Source organism: Gordonia sp. J1A (genome assembly GCF_055393515.1).
Window position 1 is genome coordinate 2862982 of sequence record NZ_AP041607.1, and the last position, 19075, is coordinate 2882056.

Annotated in this window: 16 protein-coding genes and 1 tRNA gene; 5 read left to right on the top strand and 12 right to left on the bottom strand. The window is 67.9% G+C overall.

Annotated features, from left to right (window positions below; translation table 11 throughout):
* Positions 1–287: 287 nt before the first annotated feature.
* Genes ACZ5QD_RS13410 through ACZ5QD_RS13420 form a run of 3 tightly spaced genes read left to right on the top strand, consistent with a single transcriptional unit; the run spans position 288 to position 4063 of the window.
* On the top strand, positions 288–2708 hold the full coding sequence (locus tag ACZ5QD_RS13410; RefSeq protein WP_045537298.1) for a penicillin-binding protein: 2421 nt from the start codon (positions 288–290) through the stop codon (positions 2706–2708).
* 49 nt (positions 2709–2757) lie between these two features.
* The gene (locus ACZ5QD_RS13415) at positions 2758–3753 is read left to right on the top strand and encodes a metallophosphoesterase (RefSeq protein WP_222110847.1); all 996 of its coding nucleotides are present in this window, start codon (positions 2758–2760) and stop codon (positions 3751–3753) included.
* A 10-nt stretch (positions 3754–3763) separates the two neighbouring features.
* On the top strand, positions 3764–4063 hold the full coding sequence (locus ACZ5QD_RS13420; protein ID WP_222110846.1) for a maltose acetyltransferase domain-containing protein: 300 nt from the start codon (positions 3764–3766) through the stop codon (positions 4061–4063).
* Positions 4064–4627: 564 nt separating this feature from the next.
* Here ACZ5QD_RS13420 and ACZ5QD_RS13425 read toward each other — a convergent pair.
* From ACZ5QD_RS13425 to ACZ5QD_RS13470, 10 genes are all read right to left on the bottom strand, one after another.
* Positions 4628–4701: transfer RNA gene (locus ACZ5QD_RS13425), tRNA-Pro, on the bottom strand.
* A gap of 54 nt (positions 4702–4755) precedes the next feature.
* Complete coding sequence (locus tag ACZ5QD_RS13430; RefSeq protein ID WP_045537282.1) at positions 4756–6111, bottom strand: DUF2252 domain-containing protein; 1356 nt, start codon at positions 6109–6111, stop codon at positions 4756–4758.
* 18 nt (positions 6112–6129) lie between these two features.
* Positions 6130–7596: a hypothetical protein gene (locus ACZ5QD_RS13435; RefSeq protein ID WP_464366852.1), complete on the bottom strand. Its 1467-nt coding sequence runs from the start codon at positions 7594–7596 to the stop codon at positions 6130–6132.
* Entirely contained in the window at positions 7593–8051 is a 459-nt protein-coding gene (locus ACZ5QD_RS13440; RefSeq protein ID WP_045537280.1) for a hypothetical protein, read from the bottom strand. Before ACZ5QD_RS13440 ends, ACZ5QD_RS13435 begins: the two co-directional genes overlap by 4 nt.
* Before the next feature lie 33 nt (positions 8052–8084).
* Entirely contained in the window at positions 8085–8516 is a 432-nt protein-coding gene (locus ACZ5QD_RS13445; RefSeq protein WP_464366853.1) for an Ohr family peroxiredoxin, read from the bottom strand.
* A gap of 78 nt (positions 8517–8594) precedes the next feature.
* On the bottom strand, positions 8595–9260 hold the full coding sequence (locus ACZ5QD_RS13450) for a hypothetical protein (protein WP_464366854.1): 666 nt from the start codon (positions 9258–9260) through the stop codon (positions 8595–8597).
* 42 nt (positions 9261–9302) lie between these two features.
* Positions 9303–10712 (bottom strand): hypothetical protein, encoded by a 1410-nt coding sequence (locus ACZ5QD_RS13455; RefSeq protein ID WP_082083891.1) that lies wholly within the window; start codon positions 10710–10712, stop codon positions 9303–9305.
* A gap of 60 nt (positions 10713–10772) precedes the next feature.
* Positions 10773–12071 carry a lipase family protein gene (locus ACZ5QD_RS13460; RefSeq protein ID WP_006897384.1) on the bottom strand — a complete coding sequence of 433 codons (1299 nt, stop codon included), beginning with the start codon at positions 12069–12071 and terminating at the stop codon, positions 10773–10775.
* A 94-nt stretch (positions 12072–12165) separates the two neighbouring features.
* Entirely contained in the window at positions 12166–13191 is a 1026-nt protein-coding gene (locus tag ACZ5QD_RS13465) for an aspartate-semialdehyde dehydrogenase (RefSeq protein ID WP_006897385.1), read from the bottom strand.
* 12 nt (positions 13192–13203) lie between these two features.
* Entirely contained in the window at positions 13204–14469 is a 1266-nt protein-coding gene (locus ACZ5QD_RS13470; protein WP_039867782.1) for an aspartate kinase, read from the bottom strand.
* A 139-nt stretch (positions 14470–14608) separates the two neighbouring features.
* Here ACZ5QD_RS13470 and ACZ5QD_RS13475 point away from each other — a divergent pair, with 139 nt between their 5' ends.
* On the top strand, positions 14609–15796 hold the full coding sequence (locus ACZ5QD_RS13475) for a hypothetical protein (protein ID WP_006897387.1): 1188 nt from the start codon (positions 14609–14611) through the stop codon (positions 15794–15796).
* A 13-nt stretch (positions 15797–15809) separates the two neighbouring features.
* Here the strand turns inward: ACZ5QD_RS13475 and ACZ5QD_RS13480 are convergent, their stop codons facing one another.
* Entirely contained in the window at positions 15810–16979 is a 1170-nt protein-coding gene (locus tag ACZ5QD_RS13480; protein WP_375003410.1) for an ABC transporter substrate-binding protein, read from the bottom strand.
* A 223-nt stretch (positions 16980–17202) separates the two neighbouring features.
* On the opposite strand from ACZ5QD_RS13480, the gene ACZ5QD_RS13485 reads away from it, so the two are divergent.
* Positions 17203–18720, top strand: coding sequence for an MFS transporter (locus tag ACZ5QD_RS13485; RefSeq protein WP_045537279.1), 1518 nt, complete (start codon positions 17203–17205; stop codon positions 18718–18720).
* Positions 18721–18805: 85 nt separating this feature from the next.
* On the opposite strand, the gene ACZ5QD_RS13490 is transcribed toward ACZ5QD_RS13485, so the two are convergent.
* Positions 18806–18976, bottom strand: coding sequence for a hypothetical protein (locus tag ACZ5QD_RS13490; protein ID WP_156150441.1), 171 nt, complete (start codon positions 18974–18976; stop codon positions 18806–18808).
* Between the last annotated feature and the right edge of the window lie 99 nt (positions 18977–19075).

Consider the following 19075-nt stretch of genomic DNA (forward strand, 5'->3'; position numbering starts at 1 on the left):
TGCGCAATCCCGCCTTTCACAAACCCATCGACATGCCCCTGGTTGAGCGCATGCATAAGATCCTGCTGTGATTCGTACCTACCAATGAGTTTCTTTGTTAGGTAACTCACGTTTCCAATCTATTGAGGCGGCCGATGCAACGCAAGTCGGTGGGCTATGGTCCTGAGTTCGACGCAGGTCGGGCCGACATCCGCGCAGGTGGATACGGCGCCCCGCGGCGAATCACACGTATCCTGGCCATCGTGCGCAAGACTTCGAACCTCGCAGGCCTGGCCGTCGCCGTCGTGATGGCCGCGGTCCTCGTGGCCGGACTCCTGTTCCCCGTCGCCACCGGAATGGGCGTGCTCTCGAACCGGGCAGCCGCCACGATGGAGAACTCGTCGTCCGAGCTGCTGGGCGGAACCGTCCCCGAAGTCACCACGGTGACCGACGCGAACGGCACACCGATTGCGCTCCTCTACGACCAGTACCGCTACCAGGTCGGATACAACGACATCTCGCAGGACATGATCCGGGCGATCATCTCGATCGAGGACCGGCGTTTCCTCGAACACGACGGCGTCGACTGGAAGGGCACCATCCGTGCGGCCCTGAAGAACTCGTCGTCGGGTGAGGTGCAACAGGGTGCCTCGACGCTCGATCAGCAGTACATCAAGAACTACCAACTGCTGGTTCTGGCCCGGACCGAGGCCGAGCGCGAAGCGGCCACGGAGACGACACCCGCGCGCAAACTGCGGGAGGTGCGGATGGCCCTGACTCTGGAGCAGACGCTCACCGATCAGGCCAAGCGGGAGAAGGGACTCGACGACGCCGCCGCGAAGCAGGACGCGAAGAAGCAGATCGTGACCCGCTACCTGAACGTCGTACCGTTCGGCAACAACGCCTACGGTGTGGAGGCCGCGGCCCAGACGTACTTCGGTCACTCCGCGAAGGAGCTGACGGTGGAACAGGCGGCCATGCTCGCCGGCATGGTCCAGTCGAGCTCCGGGCTGAACCCGTACACCGATCCGCAGGCCACCATGGCGCGGCGGAACACCGTGCTCGACACCATGATCGAGAACTTCCCCGAACGTCGCGCCGAACTTGAGGCGGCGAAGAAGAAGCCGCTCGGCGTGGTGCCCGCGCCGAAGACCCCCGTGCAGGGATGCATCTCCGCGCACAACAACGGCTTCTTCTGCGACTATGTCCTGCAGTACCTGGCCGACAACGGCATCCCGCGCGCACAGGTGATGCGGGGCGGTTACCTCATCCGAACCACCCTGAATCCCGAGGTCCAGGCCGATGCGGTGCGGTCCGCGCAGCAGCACACCGCTCCGGACACCGACGGCATCGCGACCGTGATGAGCATCGTCGCTCCCGGCAAGGACTCTCACGACGTGCTGGCGATGGCCTCGAGCCGCAATTACGGCCTCGACGCCAAGCGCGATGAGACTGTTCAACCGCAGCCCTTCTCTCTCGTCGGCGACGGCGCCGGCTCGATCTTCAAGCTGTTCACCACGGCCGCGGCGATGGAGAAGGGGTTGGGCACGGGCAGCGTGCTGCCGATCCCGTCGAGCGTCGCGGTGTACGGCATGGGCGACAGCAACGGCGCGTTCGGTTGTCCGGTGAACGCGTACTGCGTCAAGAACGCCGGCGCGTACCCTCCGTCGGCCTCGGTGACGCAGGCCCTCGCCACGTCGCCGAACACCACCTTCGTCCAGCTGCTTCAGCAGGTCGGGGTGAAGCCCGCGGTCGACATGGCGGTGCGGCTCGGACTGCGCTCGTACAACGAGCCCGGTACCTCGGGTGTCGGCGATCAGAGCCTCGCCGAGTATGTGAAGAAGGGTAATTTCGGCTCGTTCACGCTCGGCCCGTTCGCAGTGAACGCGCTCGAACTCTCCAACGTCGCAGCGACCCTCGCCTCCGGAGGCACGTGGTGTCCGCCGAACCCGATCGCGTCGATCCAGCAGGTCAAGCGCGATCAGTACGGCAACGCGGTGCTCGACCAGAACGGACAGCGCGCGATGGTCAACGTCCCGTTCAACCCGCCCAAGTGCGAACAGGTCGTCGAGTCCGGGCTGGCCAACACGCTCGCGAACGCGATGAGCGAGGACGACAAGGGCGGCGGCACGTCGGCGGCCGCGGCTTCGGCGGCGGGCTGGAACCTGCCGCTGTCGGGCAAGACCGGCACCACCGAGGCGCACCGCTCGGCGGCCTTCCTCGGATTCACCAACCGCCTCGCCGCCGCCGTCTACACCTACAACGACGGTTCGCACCCGGCGGGCATCTGCACCTCGCCGCTGCGCCAGTGCGGCGACGGAAATCTATACGGCGGCTTCGAGCCGGCACGGACGTGGTTCTCGGCGATCGGACCGATCGCGACCAAGTTCGGTCCGGTCGCGCTGCCTCCCGTGGATCCGCAGTACGTCGCGGGCAGTGACCGCGGACGCATCCCGCAAGTGAGCGGACTGCCGGCCAGCCAGGCCACCTCGCGCTTGCAGGAGGCCGGTTTCAAGGTCACCGAACTCGAAGTCGACAGCACTCGCCCCAAGGGCACCGTCGTCTTCACCGCTCCTTCCGACAGCGCGATGCCGGGAAGCACCATCGCGATGTACGTGAGCAACGGCCGCGGCAAGACCTCCGGCGACGGCACGTCCGACAAACCGGCGGAGAAGACGGTGCAGGTGCCGGGAGTGGGTCCGGTGGTCATCGAGGTGCCCGGCGGCTGACGGCGCAGCGCGGGGTCGGCGGGCGTCTTCGGCGCGTATCCTGAAGTCCATGGTCTCGGTTCCCGGATTCGGTGCGCCCTCGCGCACCACACGTGACGCCTCAGCTCTCACCCGCGTCGTGGCCGGTGTCGCCGGTGCGGCCGCCGCCGGTCTCGTGTATTCGACGGTGATCGAACGCAACGCATTCACCCTGCGTCACGCGACGCTGCCGGTGCTGGAGCCGGGATCGTCGCCCTTGCGCGTGCTGCACATCAGCGACATCCACATGATGCCGAACCAGCATCTCAAGCAGGCATGGATCTCCGAGCTGGAGCGACTCGAGCCCGACCTGGTGGTCAACACGGGCGACAACCTCGCCCATCCCAGCGCGGTCCCCGCTGTGGTGCAGGCACTGGGCGGGCTGCTCGCGCGCCCCGGCCTGTTCGTCTTCGGCTCCAACGATTACTTCGGCCCGAAACCGAAGAACCCGTTCAAGTACTTCAAGAAGAACCACACACGCACGCACGGCGAGCCGCTGCCGTGGCAGGATCTGCGCGCGGCCTTCACCGAACGCGGCTGGCTCGACGCCACGCACACGGTGCGCGAACTCGAGGTCGGCTCGGTGCGCATCGTCGCGGCCGGCGTCGACGACCCGCACATCGAACGCGACCGCTACGAGGCGATCGCCGGGCGACCCAACCCGCTCGCGCAACTGCGGCTGGGGCTGACGCATTCACCGGAGCCCCGCGTGCTCGACTCCTTCGCCGACGACGGGTACGACCTCGTGCTGGCGGGCCACACGCACGGCGGTCAGCTGTGCCTGCCCGGTTACGGCGCGCTGGTGACCAACTGCCATCTCGATCGTTCGCGGGTCAAGGGCGTCTCCAACTGGGGTTCGACGATGAAGCTGCACGTCAGCGCGGGCCTCGGTACCTCGCCGTACGCGCCCGCCCGGTTCTGCTGCCGCCCGGAGGCGTCGCTGCTGACGCTGACCGCGGTGTCGAACGGCGGCGACGTCGACAGCGTTCAGCAGTCGTTGCCCCAGCTCGCAGACCAGTTCAGCTGACCGAGACGGCATGACCACCGACCGGGAACGGATGCTGACCGGCGAGTTGTACCGCGACGCCGATCCCGAATTGGTCGGGTTGCGCAAGGCCTGCGCGCGGCTGCTGGACCGATTCAACGCGACCGCCGCCGACGAGGACGGCGTGCGCGACGCACTGCTGCGTGAATTGCTGGGCGGCCTCGGCGAGGGCAGCTGGGTGATGCCGCGTCAGATGGGAGCCGGGAGCGTCGTCACTCGCGATCTCCCCGACCATGTATTCGCCGCGGGCAATCCCGCGCGAGTGATCCGCGAGTTACCGATCGAGGCTTGAGGTCGCGGCGCAGTTCCCCGCGCACGAGACCGGCTATTCGAGGGCGGTCCGTCCGGCTCCCTCCCCTTAGACAGGAGCGGGACGGACCGCGTCATCGCACCCGTCCGGTTCACTACCCTCCCCAGAGCAACCGCCGAACGGGGCGGCGTCCGCTTGCATCAGTTAGCAGCGGACTTTTTCAAGTGAATCAGGCTCACGAGTTCAACACAAGACTGGGTGCGTGAACTGCGACCGGAGTCCTCCTTCTGAACGACTCGGGTGGGTGCCTGTCCCATCGCTGATGAACTGGCTGGGTGCCCGCCGTCAGCCCGAATCCGCCCAGAAGGCGGCCGTAGCACGATCACTGACCGAGAGAACTCCGATGGAACAGTTACGCCGCGGTATCGAGCGTCGGGGTCGGCACGATCTGCTTGAGCAGTAAGCTCGCGGAAGCCTGACCTCTACCGCAAGGCCGGGTCTCAACGACGATCTGACACCTGAGCAGAACGGACACGCACGATACGAGGAAGCCCCCGGCTCGCATCTCTGCAGGCCGGGGGCCTCTACTGCTTCTCAACCAAAGCGTCGGGGTAGCGGGATTCGAACCCACGACCTCTTCGTCCCGAACGAAGCGCGCTACCAAGCTGCGCCATACCCCGTGTATGACCTGCAATAGCGTACAACGAGCTCGGCCGAACTACTAAATCGTCAGGTCAGGACGGGTTTTCGAGGGCACCGGAGCTGACCGACCCGTCGGCGACCGCGGCATCGAGGCGTCCGTGGTCACCGATGTTGATGCGGCTGTACTCCACCGAGAAGTCGGCGATCGCCGCGTCGAAGGCCTTTCCCGCGTCGGCCAGGTATGCCGCGATCTCGTGGCGGGATGCGGTACGCGCGTGCGCCTGCGCCAGCACCTCGCCGCACAGCGCCCCGTAGTACTCCATCCCGGCCGGAAGCAGCGACTCCACGACCACCGACCCCTTGCCGTCGCGCAGCTGGCGCACGTAGAAGTCGGTGTCGACCGTCGCCTCCGCGCCGGCGGCACGGACCCATCCGAGGAAGATGTCGCTCGACGCCTGCAACAGTTGCTGACCGAACACGACACGCTGCCCCTGATTGGTGTACTCGCAGCCCGGTACGAACGGCGCGAGGACCGATTCGGAGGCCTCCTTGAATTGAAGAAAGAGCGGATCGGTCCCCCGCGCCCCGCCGAAGAGCGCGATCCAGCACCGGGTGCCGACGCTGCCGACGCCGACGACCTTTCGCGCCGCCTCGATGAAGGAGTACTGCGAGAACAACTCGGCGACGTGCGCGGGCAGGGTGCGCGCGTAGCGTGCGAAGGCCTCACCGAAGTAGTCGTCGAGTTGGACCTTCGACATCGACGGCGCGACCTCCGACGCCGGCACCAGCAGCGGCGGATCGCTCTTGATGTGCGCCCCCGCGAGATCGACGTAGCAGAGCTTCTCGAGCGCCTGCGCGCTGTCCCGGTGCCGCGCCTTCCGGAGCGCCTTCTGCGTCCGCTTCGACGCGGCGGTGTCGAAGCGGTCACCGAGATCGGCGACCACCTCGTCGGCGTCGACCCGCGCATACCAGCATTCGAGGGCGGGCTTGGCCTCGCTGGCGATCATCGTCTTCCGGTACGCCTTGGCCGCGAGGCGCGCCATGCTGCGGCCCGTCGTCTCGTCGAAGCCGTTCGCCTGCGACGCGATGACCATGCTGGCCGCGAGTCGCTTCACGTCCCATTCGAACGGGCCGGGGTGCGTCTCGTCGAAATCGTTGAGGTCGAAGACCATCGCGCGTTCCGGTGACCGGAACAAGCCGAAGTTGCTCAGATGCGCGTCTCCGCACAACTGGGTCACGATGCCGGTGCTGGGAGTCGCCGCGAGGTCGGAGGCCATCACCGCCGCCGCACCGCGATAGAACGTGAACGGCGTGGCCGACATCCGCTGATGTCGCACCGGGGTCAGTTCCTGCAGCCGCGTACGGTCCTGTTCGAGGATGATCTCGAGCGAGTCCCTGCGGGTCGCGGCCTCCGGCACCGCAGCCAGTTGGTCGACGGGCAAAGCCATTGGCCGGTTCCCTTCTCTCTATTGATAGGAGACGAACCAGGGAACGGGGTCGACGTTCATGGTCCGGCGAGGAGAGAACATGGGCTTGTCCTCCGTGTAGAAATTCTTCCACCCGAGCCACGTCCGGGGAGGCAGGCCCGCGACAATCCGGTTCCACGTCTGCATCTTGACGTTCGGCACACCGTGGCCGTCGGCGTGAACGAGGAACGCGAGTTCGGTGCGCGAGGTGTCGATCTTCGATCTGTCACCCAGCATGTCGGCGTCGAACTGGTGCAGGACAAAGGCCTTCTGCGGCAGATTCCGACTCTTGACCAGGTCGGCGAGCCAGGTCGAGACCCGGTTCACCTCCGCGGGCGAGACGGACCCGATCTGCTGCAGGTGGACTTGATTCGGCTTCAGCCGCCACTCCGGGTCGAGGGCCAGGCCGACGTGCGGCTGCAGCAGCAGTTCCCGGTACATCTTGGCCTGGTCGAGGAAGTCCATCCGGCCCGGTTGCAGGTCGAGGGTGACGTAGACGCCGGCCTTGCGCGCGGCGTCGACCCACGGCCGCACCGCCGCCACGTCGAGCGCCGAGGTGTAGTTGCCGCCCGGGCCTGGATCGGCGGACGCGACGGTCACGATGATCTCGAAGCCCGGGACCACCGGGACGGGCGAGAGGCGGTCGTACTGCGCTGCGACGGCTTTCGCGCGCCGGATGGACGCACTGATGCTCTGCCTGCCCAGAGGCCCCAGTTCGGGCGCACCGGGCGATCCGTAGAGCGCGACGACGCGGCGCCCCGGGAACATCAACTGTCCGCCGCCGGGGAGTTCCGGGAGGCTCCGCGCGAGTTCGACGCGGCGCGCCAGGAGCCGGGGGTCGCCGAATCCCGATCCCACCGCGAGGATCGGCGCCCCGGGCCGCGCCTTGACGAGGTTCACTGCGCGCCCGGAGCTTCTCGGATCGGGCGACGGCACGGCCGCGACCTCCGCGTGTGCCGCCTCGGCGGTCGCGATCGCGTCGTCGCCGGCCGCCGAAAGCAGCACCACGGTGCCCTCACCGCGCGTCGCGGCACCGCCGGCGAGCACCCGGACGTCGTCGGTGACCGGAACCGGCAGTGCCGGGACGCGGCCGACCCGGACCGCGCGCTCGACACCGAGTCGCTCCAATTCCGCTGCGACAGTGCGGGAATTCGTGTCATCGACCGCGAAGACCGGCACGCCATTGACGCGCGCGGCCTCCGCCGCGGCGCGGCGCTCCGACTCTCGTGCCGTCGGAGCGACCACGACCGCGGTCGGCGACGAGGCGAACAGTTCGCGACTCACGAGGACGGATCCGGGCGCACCGGCGTCGTCGACGACGCGGATCGACCCTCTCGCGAACGCCACGGCCGCGGGGTCTCCGACCACGGGAATCGCCGACGCCGTCACCAGTGCGGCGACCGCCAGCGTCACGACTGTGATGTAGAACAGACGAGCGCGGCCCGTGGTGGTGCGAGCCGGCGTCATTCCTCGTCGGACTCGTACGAGTCCGCGAAGGACACCCGCGGGGTGGTCAGCGCCGAGTATCCCGCCACAGCGGCGTACACCACCGCGGCGAGGGTGAATCCGATGGCGAAGACGATCGCGGCGGCCCAGGCCACGACGCCCACAGCACTGTCGATCCCATCCAGGAGCAGCACCGCGGACGCCGCGAGGACGCCCCCGAGCAGGGCCCAGACGGCCGATCGAATGCGCGGACCGATCGCTCGGCTGAAGAACAGCCGCTCGTAAACCGCTGTCTCGAACTCCTCTACCGCGGCGAGCCGGACGGCGTCGGTGCCCGCCAGCTCGCGCAGCGACGCGGCGAGTTCGGCGTCGCGTTTGAGTACCGCGGTCTCATTCTGCCGGTATCGCACGAATGCGATGGTCGCGATGGTGGCCGCCAGCACTGCGGCGGCGGCGACGATAGCCCAGTTGTTCACGAGAGTTCACCGTACCGGGCCCCGTGCCGCGAATCACACGCGCGATGTGACAGTGCTCGCGATATTGCCGCGCGTGGCCTTCGAGTACGGGCAGAAGGCGTGCGCGGCCTGTGCCAGTTCGGCGGCCTCGGCGGTGTCGAGCCCGGGCAGATACACCTCGATGTCGGCGGTGAGTCCGAAGCCGCCGTCGGCGTCGTCGCTGCCGATGCCGATGTTCACCTTCACCGACGTGGCGTCGGTGAGAGTGGCGCCCTTGCTCTTGGCGACGTTCCGGAGCGCACCCATGAAGCACGCCGCGTAGCCCGCGGAGAACAGCTCCTCGGGATTGCTGCCCTCGCCGTTGCCGCCCATCTCGACGGGCGGAGCGAGCACCAGGTCGATCCGGCCCGACTCGGAGACCACCTCGCTGTCGCGGCCGCCGCCGGTCGAGGTCGACGAGACGTGGTACACGGGGGTGACGGTCATTGCGTTCTCCTTAGTTCGGTCAACTCGAAACGGGAACGGTTCCAGGCGCATGGCCGAACCGGACCCGCTGTCCCCAAGCTACCCGCCGGAGGCGCGCCGGAAGGGTTTCATGGCCATCGACTTCGGCAGCCACTCGTTGATCGGCCTGCGCAGGGTGATGAGCGCGGAGAGGACGAGCGCCCCGCATTGCACCCACGCGAGCACTCGCAGCGACGCCGAGACCTCCGGATAGTGGAACAGCAGATCCGCACCGACGACGGTGAACAGGACCGTCACGGTGATCACCGACAGATAGATGCTGCGCAGATTGCGGCTGTGCGCCCGCGCGGTACCGACAAGCAGCGGATATCCCAGTGCCGTGAACAGCGGGATGCCCACGAGCAGCGCGGGCGTCCAGAACGACGCCATCGAGGCCGCCTTCTCCCCCGGATCCACCCCCGGGACGTTCTGCAGACCTGGCTGCAGACGCTCGGCCATCAACCCCTCGAGCCAGGAGAGATTGGCGAATCCGTACACGACCCACGCCAGGCACGCCACCGCGGCGATCGCCCAGACCACGCGCGCGTCACGGACGAGCGCGACCGGCGGCGGGCCGGGGTCGACGGGACGCGCCGGATACCTGCCGCTGAGATCGCTGTCCTTCGACCGCCGCGCGATCTCGGCGAGGTCCTCGGCGTCGAGTTCGGCCTGCGTCGGAATCCGATCGCGGTCGGCGTCGTCGTCGAACGGTCCGGGAGTGGTCATGTCATTGATGATGGCACGACGCGCACGCCGGTCCGGTGGGCACTAGCCGGAGATCTTCAGCATCCGGGTCACGGTGCCCTGCCAGAGTGTTCCGCCCGGCGCGATCATGCCGGTGAGCTGCATCGGCTCGTCGATCGGCGCGGTCCCCACGCGCCGCGTCGCCACCCGTCGACCAGTCTGAAAGTCGACAGCGACGTAGTCGACCGGTCCCGACTGCTGCGGTCCCGGCACGTACGGGCCGTAGGCGAGACCGTGGATCAGACCGTCCGCCCGGGACAGCCGCGGCAGCGTGGCCATTCGGTCGGTGGTGTTCTCCCATACTCTCGTGCACGCCCCGTCGCGGACGTCGATGCGCGTCATACCGCCGCGGAAGGGAGCGAACGCCGGATCGCTCGGCCCACCGCTCACCGCCATCGGCGGGTACTGGAATCCGTACGTGCTGGGGATCACCAGGCTGTCGCCCCACGCCATCGGGGAGTTCTCGGTCCCCTGGTTCGGTGATGCGAAGGCCCGCGTCCGGCATACCTGCGAACCGTCGTCGGAGCGGTAGACGATCAGGTTCGGCACCGCGGCGTTGTCGACGATCGCGACCCAGCCGTCGCCGCCGGGACCGAAGTAGGTCGGCGTGGTGCCCGATCCCCAGGTCAGCTGCCCCGGCCGGCGGGCGGCACCGCGATCGTAGGCGCGCCGCCACACCGTCCGCGGCACGCCGTCGGCATCCGCGCGCATCTCGTAGAGTGCGTGCGTGGTCAGCACCGACGCACCGGAGCGACGGACGGTGAGCCCGTTGCCCAGTTCTTCGCCCTTCGGCAGGCGCGTGGCCCCGACCCGGCCGTCGGGCAGCACGGTGCCGATGACGCCCTCGGTGGTCGCGAACCAGGTGCGCCCCTGATAGTCGGGGGCCAACCCGGTCACGCCGTCGCCGCCGAGGTATTTCGACACGTCGGTGCTCTCGTCGACGCGCAGCGCCCAGCCGGACCGCGTCCGGTGGTGACCGACCCGCAGGATCTTGCCCGAGCCGTCGGCCACCACCACCCGGTTCCGGTCGTCGAGGAACCCGTACACCCCGCCGAGGAGCTTGCCCTTGGTCAGCGGCAGCCGCGCGACGACCTGGGCGGTCCGCGGATCGAACATGGTCACCACCGGAGTGGCGAACTGCGGCGGGGTACCCGCGACGTAGGCCGTGCACAACGAGACCGGGAAGCCGTCCGAGCCCACGAAAGTCGCGGCGCACACACCGCCGGGCACGCTCGACGCCGCGACATGCCCGGTCTTGCCCGGCCCGCGCAGGACGGTGCTGTCGGTCGATTCGGGATCACCGTGCATCAGCGAAGTGGAGGCCGGGCCGACGCCGGGAACGGCCGGGCTCGCCACGGCAGTCGTCGTCGACACCGTGACGAGCCCGATGACCGCCGCCGACAGGGCGATCAGGAAGCGCTTCATGTCAGTCATGACCAGTAGTCGATCACATGATCGCCGATCACGGGCGACCACTTGCACACGACCGACTGGTCAGCTGTTCAACTCACTGAGGATGAAACTCGTCGCCGGCAGCATCTTGGCCAGCATCGGCAGTGCGTGATTCACGACCAGCCCGGGGAAGATCGGCGGCGTGAAATCGTTGTCGAGCCGCACGTCCGCCCCCTGGGCCTTCCAGTCGCGGTACAGCTGCACCACCTGTCCGTGCGGGATGACGTCGTCACTGACCCCGGTGGAGATCAGCACCGGTGCGTTCGGCTTGAGGCGGCCGATCCGCTGGTCGTCGAGCATCTTCTGGACGCGGGGGTACTTCTTGATGACCGCGCTCAGCGACTTCCCGTTGCGAGTCCACTGGTCGGTGCGCTGGAATCCGTGCGTGAGACCGGTGTCGGCGATGCATTGCGTCGCGACGTCTTTCAGGGCGCGGCGCCCGGTCGCGCTGGTCTCCTTCTTCAGGATCGGGTCGAGCGCCGGATACCGCGCCACGAGTCCGTTGATGGCGTAGCCGATCGCGCCCGAGATGAAGGTGCCGTCGATCTGGCCGATCACCTTGGACAGATCCGCGGGAGGCGCACCGGCGTAGGTGGCCTTCACGTTGAGGTCGGAGGCGTAGGTGGACGCCAGCTCGGCTGCCGACGCGGTCGCACCGCCGCCCTGGGAGTAGCCGGAGAAGGCGACAGGAGCGTCCTTGGGGGCCTTGGCCACCTTGAGTGCGGCGCGGGCGGCGTCGAGCACGGCCCGACCGGACTCGAGACGGTTCACGTACGTGTGGATGCCGGGCGTGCCCATGCCGACGTAGTCGGTGAGCACCACCCGCACGCCGTTGAGCAGGAAGAGGTTCATCTCGAGCCCGGAGTAGTTGACGCCGAGACTCGGCTTGGTCGGGTCGATGGACATCGGCAGCGAGAGCATCTTCGACCCCGCGCACTGGTCGCCTTGTCCGACGGTGCCGGGCGCCAATACGACGGTGGGCCGCGGCCCCCTGCCGTGCCACGGCGCGGTCGGCTCGACCACTGCGCCGGTGACGGCCGTCGGCTTCCCGTCCTGCCGCGTGGTCGTGTACATGATGCGGGTCGCGGTCCCCGGCCATTGGTTGCGAACGCCCGGGATCTGCAGCAGGAGCTGCGTGGGCTGGGTGCGAACCACCGATCCCGGGGCCTCCGACAACCGAGCGGGAGGGCGATAGAAGTCGCCGACGGCACCCGCGTCGCCGGTGCCGGCGACGAGCCCGGAGGCCGCGACCGCACCGACGACGGCGATCGAACCGGTGCGCCTGACGACGCTGGAAACGGATGAACTTCTGGACGAGACGAATCCCCGAATTTTTCTCACGAGAGTAATCTACGCCATAAGTTACCGCTTGGTAAGTCCCGATTTCGACGTTCGCCGCCGACGAGCGAACCCGCCCGCCGCCAGGCGCGCGTCGTCAGACCAGCAGTTCGGCGATCTGGATCGTGTTGAGCGCGGCACCCTTTCGCAGGTTGTCTCCGGAGACGAAGAGCGCGAGGCCACGCCCCTCCGGAGCGCCCGGATCCTGACGGATACGCCCGACGAGAGAGACGTCGCCGCCGGCCGCGTCGAGCGGGTTGGGCACGTCCGCGAGCCGGACCCCGGGCGCGCCGTCGAGGATCTCGCGTGCCTGCTCGGGGGTCACCGCTTCATCGAACTCGGCGTTGATCGACAGCGAATGGCCGGTGAAGACCGGGACGCGGACGCAGGTTCCGCTGACCAACAGCTCGGGGATGCCGAGGATGCGTCGCGACTCGTTGCGCAGCTTCTGGTCCTCGTCGGTCTCACCGCTGCCGTCGTCGACGAGGTTGCCCGCGAGCGGCACCACGTTGAACGCGATCGGCGCGACGTAATTGATCTTCTCGCCGAGATCGACGGCGTGCCCGTCGTAGACGAGCTGCTCGGCGCCGTCGACGCCGGCGCGCACCTGCCCCGCGAGTTCCTGCACGCCCGACAGCCCGCTGCCCGAGACCGCCTGATAGCTGGAGACGATCAGCCGGCGCAACCCCTTGGCGTCGTGCAGTGGCTTGAGCACCGGCATCGCAGCCATCGTGGTGCAGTTGGGGTTCGCGATGATGCCCTTGGGCGGGTTCTTCGCGAGCTCACCGTTCACCTCCGACACGATCAGCGGCACATCGGGATCCTTGCGCCAGGCCGACGAGTTGTCGATCACCGTTACTCCGGCGGCGGCGAACCGCGGCGCCTGCACCTTCGACATGGTTCCGCCCGCGGAGAACAGAGCGATGTCGAGCCCCGCCGGATCTGCGGTCGTCGCGTCCTCGACCACCACTTCACCGCCGCGCCACGGCAGCTTCTTGCCCGCCGACCGCGGCGACGCGAAGAACCGCACCTCGTCGGCCGGGAAGTTCCGGTCTTCGAGGATCTGACGCATGACGCCGCCGACCTGGCCGGTGGCGCCGACTACTCCGAGTCGAATACCCATCTGAGCGTCCTCCTATCGTCCGGTGCCGCCGTAGACCACGGCGTCCTCGTCGGCGCCGAGACCGAAGGCCTCGTGCAGAACGCGGACCGCCGGATCCAGATCGGATTCACGGACGAGGACCGAGATCCGGATCTCGGAGGTGGAGATCAGTTCGATGTTGATGCCCGCGTCGCTGAGCGACTCGCAGAAGGTCGCGGTGACCCCCGGATGACTCTTCATTCCCGCACCGACCAGCGACACCTTGCCGATGTTGTCGTCGAGCACCACCTCGCGGAAGCCGATCTCCGACTTGAGCTTGCCCAGTTCGGCCACGGCGACCTCGCCGAGCTCCTTCGGCAGCGTGAAGGTGATGTCGGTCTTCCCGGTCTCCACCGCCGACACGCCCTGCAGGACCATGTCGATGTTGATCTCGGCGTCGGCGACGGCGCGGAACACCTTCGCCGCGTAACCGGGCTTGTCTTCGATGCCGACCACGGTGACCTGAGCTTCGCTGCGGTCGTGGGCGACGCCGGTGAGGATTGCTTCTTCCACGGGGATGTCCTCCATCGAGCCGGACACAACGGTGCCGGGCTTAGTCGAGTACGACGAGCGCACATGAACTGGAACGTTGTATCGGCGGGCGTATTCCACGCAACGCAGCATCAGCACCTTCGCGCCGCATGCGGCCATCTCGAGCATCTCCTCGAAAGAGATGTGATCGAGGTGCTTGGCATTGCTGACGATGCGCGGGTCGGCCGTGTAGATGCCGTCGACGTCGGTGTAGATCTCGCAGACGTCGGCCTCGAGAGCGGCGGCGAGGGCGACGGCGGTGGTGTCCGATCCGCCGCGGCCCAGCGTGGTCACATCCTTGGTGTCCTGCGAGACGCCCTGGAAACCGGCGACGAGGACGATCTTCCCCTCGTCGAGCGCACTGCGGACCCGGCCCGGAGTCACGTCGATGATCTTGGCCTTGCCGTGGCTGCTCGTGGTGATCACGCCGGCCTGCGAGCCGGTGAACGACTGCGCGTTCTCCCCGAGGCCCTCGATCGCCATGGCGAGCAGCGCATTGGAGATGCGCTCGCCGGACGTGAGCAGCATGTCCATCTCACGGTCGGGGGGATTCGGGTTCACCTGTTCTGCCAGATCGAGCAGTTCGTCGGTGGTGTCACCCATCGCAGAGGCGACGACGACCACGTCGTTCCCTGCGCGCTTGGTCTCGACGATGCGCTCGGCGACCCGGCGAATGCGCTCGGCATCCGACACCGAGGATCCGCCATACTTCTGGACGACCAGTGCCACGTCGTGCAACCTTCCTTATCTGTACAGCTGTCTCGTCTACATGAGCTTCTGCAGCTTCTGCGGGAATCGCGCGGGGTTCACCTTACCCGCCGGACCTGGCGCGGCACATTTCGCGGAGGCCACCGTAGGATCACCTCCGATGACTACCGTGCGCCCGATGTCCACCATGCGACGCTTCGGCATCACCCACGAGTTCGCCCTTCGATGCGTCGGGGTGTACCTGACGATTCGCGTCGTCGGCATCGTGATCCTCACCGTCTTCGCCGGACTCCACCACACCGGTCTCACCGCGCTGCTGTCCATGTGGGACGGCGAGTGGATGCTCGGCATCGCCCAGCACGGCTACGGCGGAATCCCCCTGTGGTTCACCGACGGAAACGGCGTCCACACGGAGTTCACCGCGTACGCATTCTTCCCCGGTTATCCGATGACGGTGCGGACCGTCGCCCTGGTCCCCGGCCTGTCGCCGTTCGCCGCGGCCATGATCGTCAACGTGGTCGCGGGATGCCTCGCCGCGGTGGCGGTGGGTCGTATCGGAGTGATCTGCTCCGGGCGGATCCGTTCCTCGGTTCGGTCGACGCCCGACCAAGCCTCGACGGCCGGACTGGTCCTGGTGGGCCTCTTCGCCGCCACGCCCATGTCGGTGGTGCTGAACATGGCCTACACCGAGGCGGTGTTCTGCGCACTCGCGGGCTGGGCGCTCGTCGGAGTCCTGGAGCGGCAGTGGCTGCTCGCCGGACTCTGCGCCCTCGGTGCCGGACTCGTCCGGCCGACCGGCGTCGCGGTGATCGCCGCCGTGATGCTCGCAGCGATCGTGGCCCGGCGCGACGGCCCTCGTGCGTGGGCCGCCGTGATTCTCGCGCCGCTCGGTTACCTCGGCTACCTGGCAGTGGTGTGGGCGCAGACCGGCTCGGCGACGGGCTGGTTTCAGATCCAGACGACGGGGTGGAACACCACATTCGACGGCGGCGCGGCCACCTGGCGATTCCTCACCCAGACGCTCGGCAGCGGATCGGACTTCTCAGCGATCGCAACGGCCCTGTTGATCATCTCGGTGCTCGTGTTGTTCGGTTGGTCGGTCGCCGACCGCGTGCCGTGGCCGGTGCTCGTCTACGCGGCGGCCGTGCTGGCGTCGATCCTGCTGTCGGACGGCCTGATGATGAGCCGTGCGCGACTGCTCCTGCCCGCGTTCGTCCTGCTGATCCCGGTGGCCGTGCGGATCGCGCGACGGCCGCGGACCGAGATCATCGCCTTCCTCGCAGTCGCCGCCCTGTTCTCCGGCTGGTTCGGTGCCCGCATGCTCACCGTCTTCCAGTACGCGATCTGACGACGGCGCGCGGCTATCCCTTGATCTGAAGCCACGCCTTCGACCACCCGTCGTAGCCGACGCACTCGACGTTCTTGCGACCGTCGACGCAGTCGCGCATCGGCGTGGTCCAGTACCAGATGTGCGAGGCGTACTCGGGGTCCGCGGAGTGGTACACCGCGCAGTGCGTCCGGTCCCGCATCAGCTCGCACGCCTGCGCGTTCGCGGGTGACTCGCCGAAGTACTCCGCGACGCGCGCGTTGACCCGCGCGCTCACGATGTAGTCGACCCAGCGGTACGCGCAGTTCGGATGCTCGGCCCGGGAACTGATCATCCACGAGTCCGACCACCCCGTCGATCCCTCATCGGGCAGCACCGTCGCCACCGGAGCACCGCCGTCGCGGGCGAGGTTGGCCGCCATCTGCCACGTGGAACCGAGCACGCTCCAGCCCGCGCTGAACGCCTGCACCTCGCGGACGATGTCGTTCCAGTACTCGCCGACCGCTCTGCGCTGCTCCTCGAGCAGCGCGACGGCCGCGTCGAACTGCCTCCGGTCGAGCGCGTAGGGATTCGTGATGCCGAGATCGGGCCGGTGCCGCATCAGATACAGCGCGGCGTCGGCGATGTAGATCGGCGAATCGTAAGCGGTCACCCGGCCCGCATAGCGCGGCGCGTCCTCGAACACGGCCCGCCAGGACGTGGGCGCGGGTCGCACGACGTCGGTGCGATACATCAGGAGATTGGCACCCCAGCCGTGCGGCACGCCGTAGGTGATCCCGTTCTTCGCATTCCACGGCTTGCCCTTCAAGAAGGGATAGATGTCGGAGTACGAGGGGACCAGCGCGGTGTTGATCGGCTGTACGTCACCGGCGTCGATCAACCGCAGCGACGCGTCGCCCGATGCCGAGACCACGTCGAACTGACCGGTCCGCATCAAGGACACCGCTTCGTCGGAGGTGCCGAAGGTCTTGACCTCCACCTGGCAGCCGGTCAGGTCCCGGAACGGCTGCACCCAGTTCACGGACCGGTTGTTGCTCCCGTCCTCGGCGTAGCCCGGCCATGCCAGGACGTTCAGCACGCGCTCTGCCGGACCGAGGACCGATCGCATGGGCACCGGGCCGGGACCGGCGGTGCCGCAACCGGCCACGAGTGCGGTCGCCGCGACGAGGATCGTCGCGGCGGCCAGCCTGCCGATCGTGGCCACGCCTCTCCTTGCCGGCGGCCGTGGGCGGCCTCCACAGCCCGTTGTACTCCACCCGGGACCGTCGCGGTCCGCGATCGAATCACCGGTGTGCTTCTGATGTCGATCGGCCGGAAACGAGGTCGCTGACCACCGCATATCCGGCGTAGCCTGAACGGGCCGCGGTCGCGCTTGCATCGCCGGCCGCGCCCGCGATCCACACCTCACAGATCTGGAGCCCGCACGCATGCCCTCGGTCCCGCCGCCCACCGGCACCGCACCCGCGGCCGATCGGAAGACATGGTTCGGGCTCGCGGTTCTGATGCTGCCGGTACTGCTGGTCTCGATGGACTTCTCAGTGCTGTACCTGGCGATGCCGACGATCACCGCGGCGCTCGACCCGTCGGCCACACAGCAGTTGTGGATCCTCGACATCTACGGGTTCCTGATCGCCGGGCTGCTCATCACGATGGGCAACCTCGGCGATCGGATCGGGCGACGGCGGATTCTGCTGTGCGGCGCGGGTGTCTTCGGCGGTGCGTCGGTGCTCGCCGCGTTCTCGCCCGGTGCCGGGGCTTTGATCGCGGCCCGCGCGTTGATGGGCGTGGGAGGTGCGACGCTGATGCCCGCGAGCCTCGCGCTGATCGCCAACATGTTCACGCGCAGTCACGAACGCGCTCGCGCCATCGGGGTGTGGACCTCGGCGTTCGCCGGCGGTGCCGCTATTGGCCCGGTTCTCGGAGGCCTTCTGCTGCACCACTATTGGTGGGGAGTGGTGTTCCTGATCAACGTGCCGGTGCTCGCGGTGCTCTTCGCGGCGGGGCCGTTCGTCCTCCCCGAGTACCGATCGGCCCGCACCGGTCGGTTCGACGTCGTCGGTGTCGCGCTGTCACTGCTCGGCGTCCTCCCCGCCGTCTACGCGGTCAAGGCGCTCGCGACCGAGGGGGTCTCGCCGCTTGCGGCGACGGCGGGTCTGGTCGGCATCGCGATGTTCGCAGTATTCCTCCGCCACGAGGCGCGCACGCGAGATCCCCTCCTGGACTTGAACCTGTTCCGCAACCCCACGGTGAGCGTGTGCCTCGCCATCGCGCTGGTGGGAATGATGGCCGAGGGCGGCATCGCCTATCTCTCGAACGTCTATCTCCAGTCGGTGCTGGGCCACGACGTTCTGGCCGCGGCGCTCGCCGGACTCCCGATGGCGGTGACGATCGCCGTCTTCTCCGTCGTCGCCGATCGCATCGCCCGACTGGTCGGAAAGCGGTACGCCCTGGCCGGCTCGCTGGTGGTCGCCGCGACGGCGAATCTCGGATTCATCGCACTGGGCACCACGTCGTCGCTGTTGGTGTACATGGCCCTGAGCGCTCTCGCCGGAATCGGATACGGTGTGCAGTTCTCGCTGGTGACCGACGTGGTGGTCGGCGCCGTGCCGCCGGAGCAGTCCGGTGCCGCGTCGGGCATCTCGGAGACCTGTTTCGAACTGGGAACCGCCCTCGGCCTGGCTCTCTTCGGCTCGCTGGCCACCGCGGTCTTCCTGTCCCGCGGCGGCGACAGCGGGGTGACGGGATCGCTCGGTGAGACCCTCGTCCGCGCCGACGCCATGAGCACCGGCGGAGACGCCCTGGCAACGGCCGCGCGAGAGGCCTTCGTCGACGGACTGCACGCGACCACACTGGTGAGCGGACTGCTGCTCGCGGTGTTGAGCATCGTCACCGTCCTCGCGATGCGCCGCCGCGAGCACCGCGCCGAAGCAGCCGTCGAGGTGTGACGACGAAGACGCGGGCCCCGACGTCCACAGTCGAGACCCGCGCCCTGCCGCAGGAGTGCGCCTACTCGGCGCATCCGTTCACGAATCAGCGGTGCCAGAGAATCTCTTGCCCGAGAATCGCATTCACACCCATGGCGAATCCGTCCCACACCGGCAGCCAGACGCTGTTGTAGAAATCGGACTGTGCGAAGGCGACCCCGAGGTCGCCGATGATCGGCACCTCATGCCACTGCACGCTTCCGCTGCTGCTGCCCATCTCGTCTCCATTTCTCTAAAGAGTTTGTAAACAAGGTGATCCTAACCTAACTTTTTGTGATGGCAACCGGCCCCGGCATCGCCGGACTCAAGTGCTATC

What these genes read in the sequence shown, in the direction of transcription:
- ACZ5QD_RS13410 (WP_045537298.1), top strand. Translation starts at nt 288, where the DNA reads ATGGCCGCGGTCCTCGTGGCCGGACTCCTGTTCCCCGTCGCCACCGGA.
- ACZ5QD_RS13415 (WP_222110847.1), top strand. Translation starts at nt 2,758, where the DNA reads ATGGTCTCGGTTCCCGGATTCGGTGCGCCCTCGCGCACCACACGTGAC.
- ACZ5QD_RS13420 (WP_222110846.1), top strand. Translation starts at nt 3,764, where the DNA reads ATGACCACCGACCGGGAACGGATGCTGACCGGCGAGTTGTACCGCGAC.
- ACZ5QD_RS13430 (WP_045537282.1), bottom strand. Translation starts at nt 6,111, where the DNA reads ATGGCTTTGCCCGTCGACCAACTGGCTGCGGTGCCGGAGGCCGCGACC.
- ACZ5QD_RS13435 (WP_464366852.1), bottom strand. Translation starts at nt 7,596, where the DNA reads ATGACGCCGGCTCGCACCACCACGGGCCGCGCTCGTCTGTTCTACATC.
- ACZ5QD_RS13445 (WP_464366853.1), bottom strand. Translation starts at nt 8,516, where the DNA reads ATGACCGTCACCCCCGTGTACCACGTCTCGTCGACCTCGACCGGCGGC.
- ACZ5QD_RS13450 (WP_464366854.1), bottom strand. Translation starts at nt 9,260, where the DNA reads ATGACCACTCCCGGACCGTTCGACGACGACGCCGACCGCGATCGGATT.
- ACZ5QD_RS13455 (WP_082083891.1), bottom strand. Translation starts at nt 10,712, where the DNA reads ATGACTGACATGAAGCGCTTCCTGATCGCCCTGTCGGCGGCGGTCATC.
- ACZ5QD_RS13465 (WP_006897385.1), bottom strand. Translation starts at nt 13,191, where the DNA reads ATGGGTATTCGACTCGGAGTAGTCGGCGCCACCGGCCAGGTCGGCGGC.
- ACZ5QD_RS13475 (WP_006897387.1), top strand. Translation starts at nt 14,609, where the DNA reads ATGACTACCGTGCGCCCGATGTCCACCATGCGACGCTTCGGCATCACC.
- ACZ5QD_RS13485 (WP_045537279.1), top strand. Translation starts at nt 17,203, where the DNA reads ATGCCCTCGGTCCCGCCGCCCACCGGCACCGCACCCGCGGCCGATCGG.
- ACZ5QD_RS13490 (WP_156150441.1), bottom strand. Translation starts at nt 18,976, where the DNA reads ATGGGCAGCAGCAGCGGAAGCGTGCAGTGGCATGAGGTGCCGATCATC.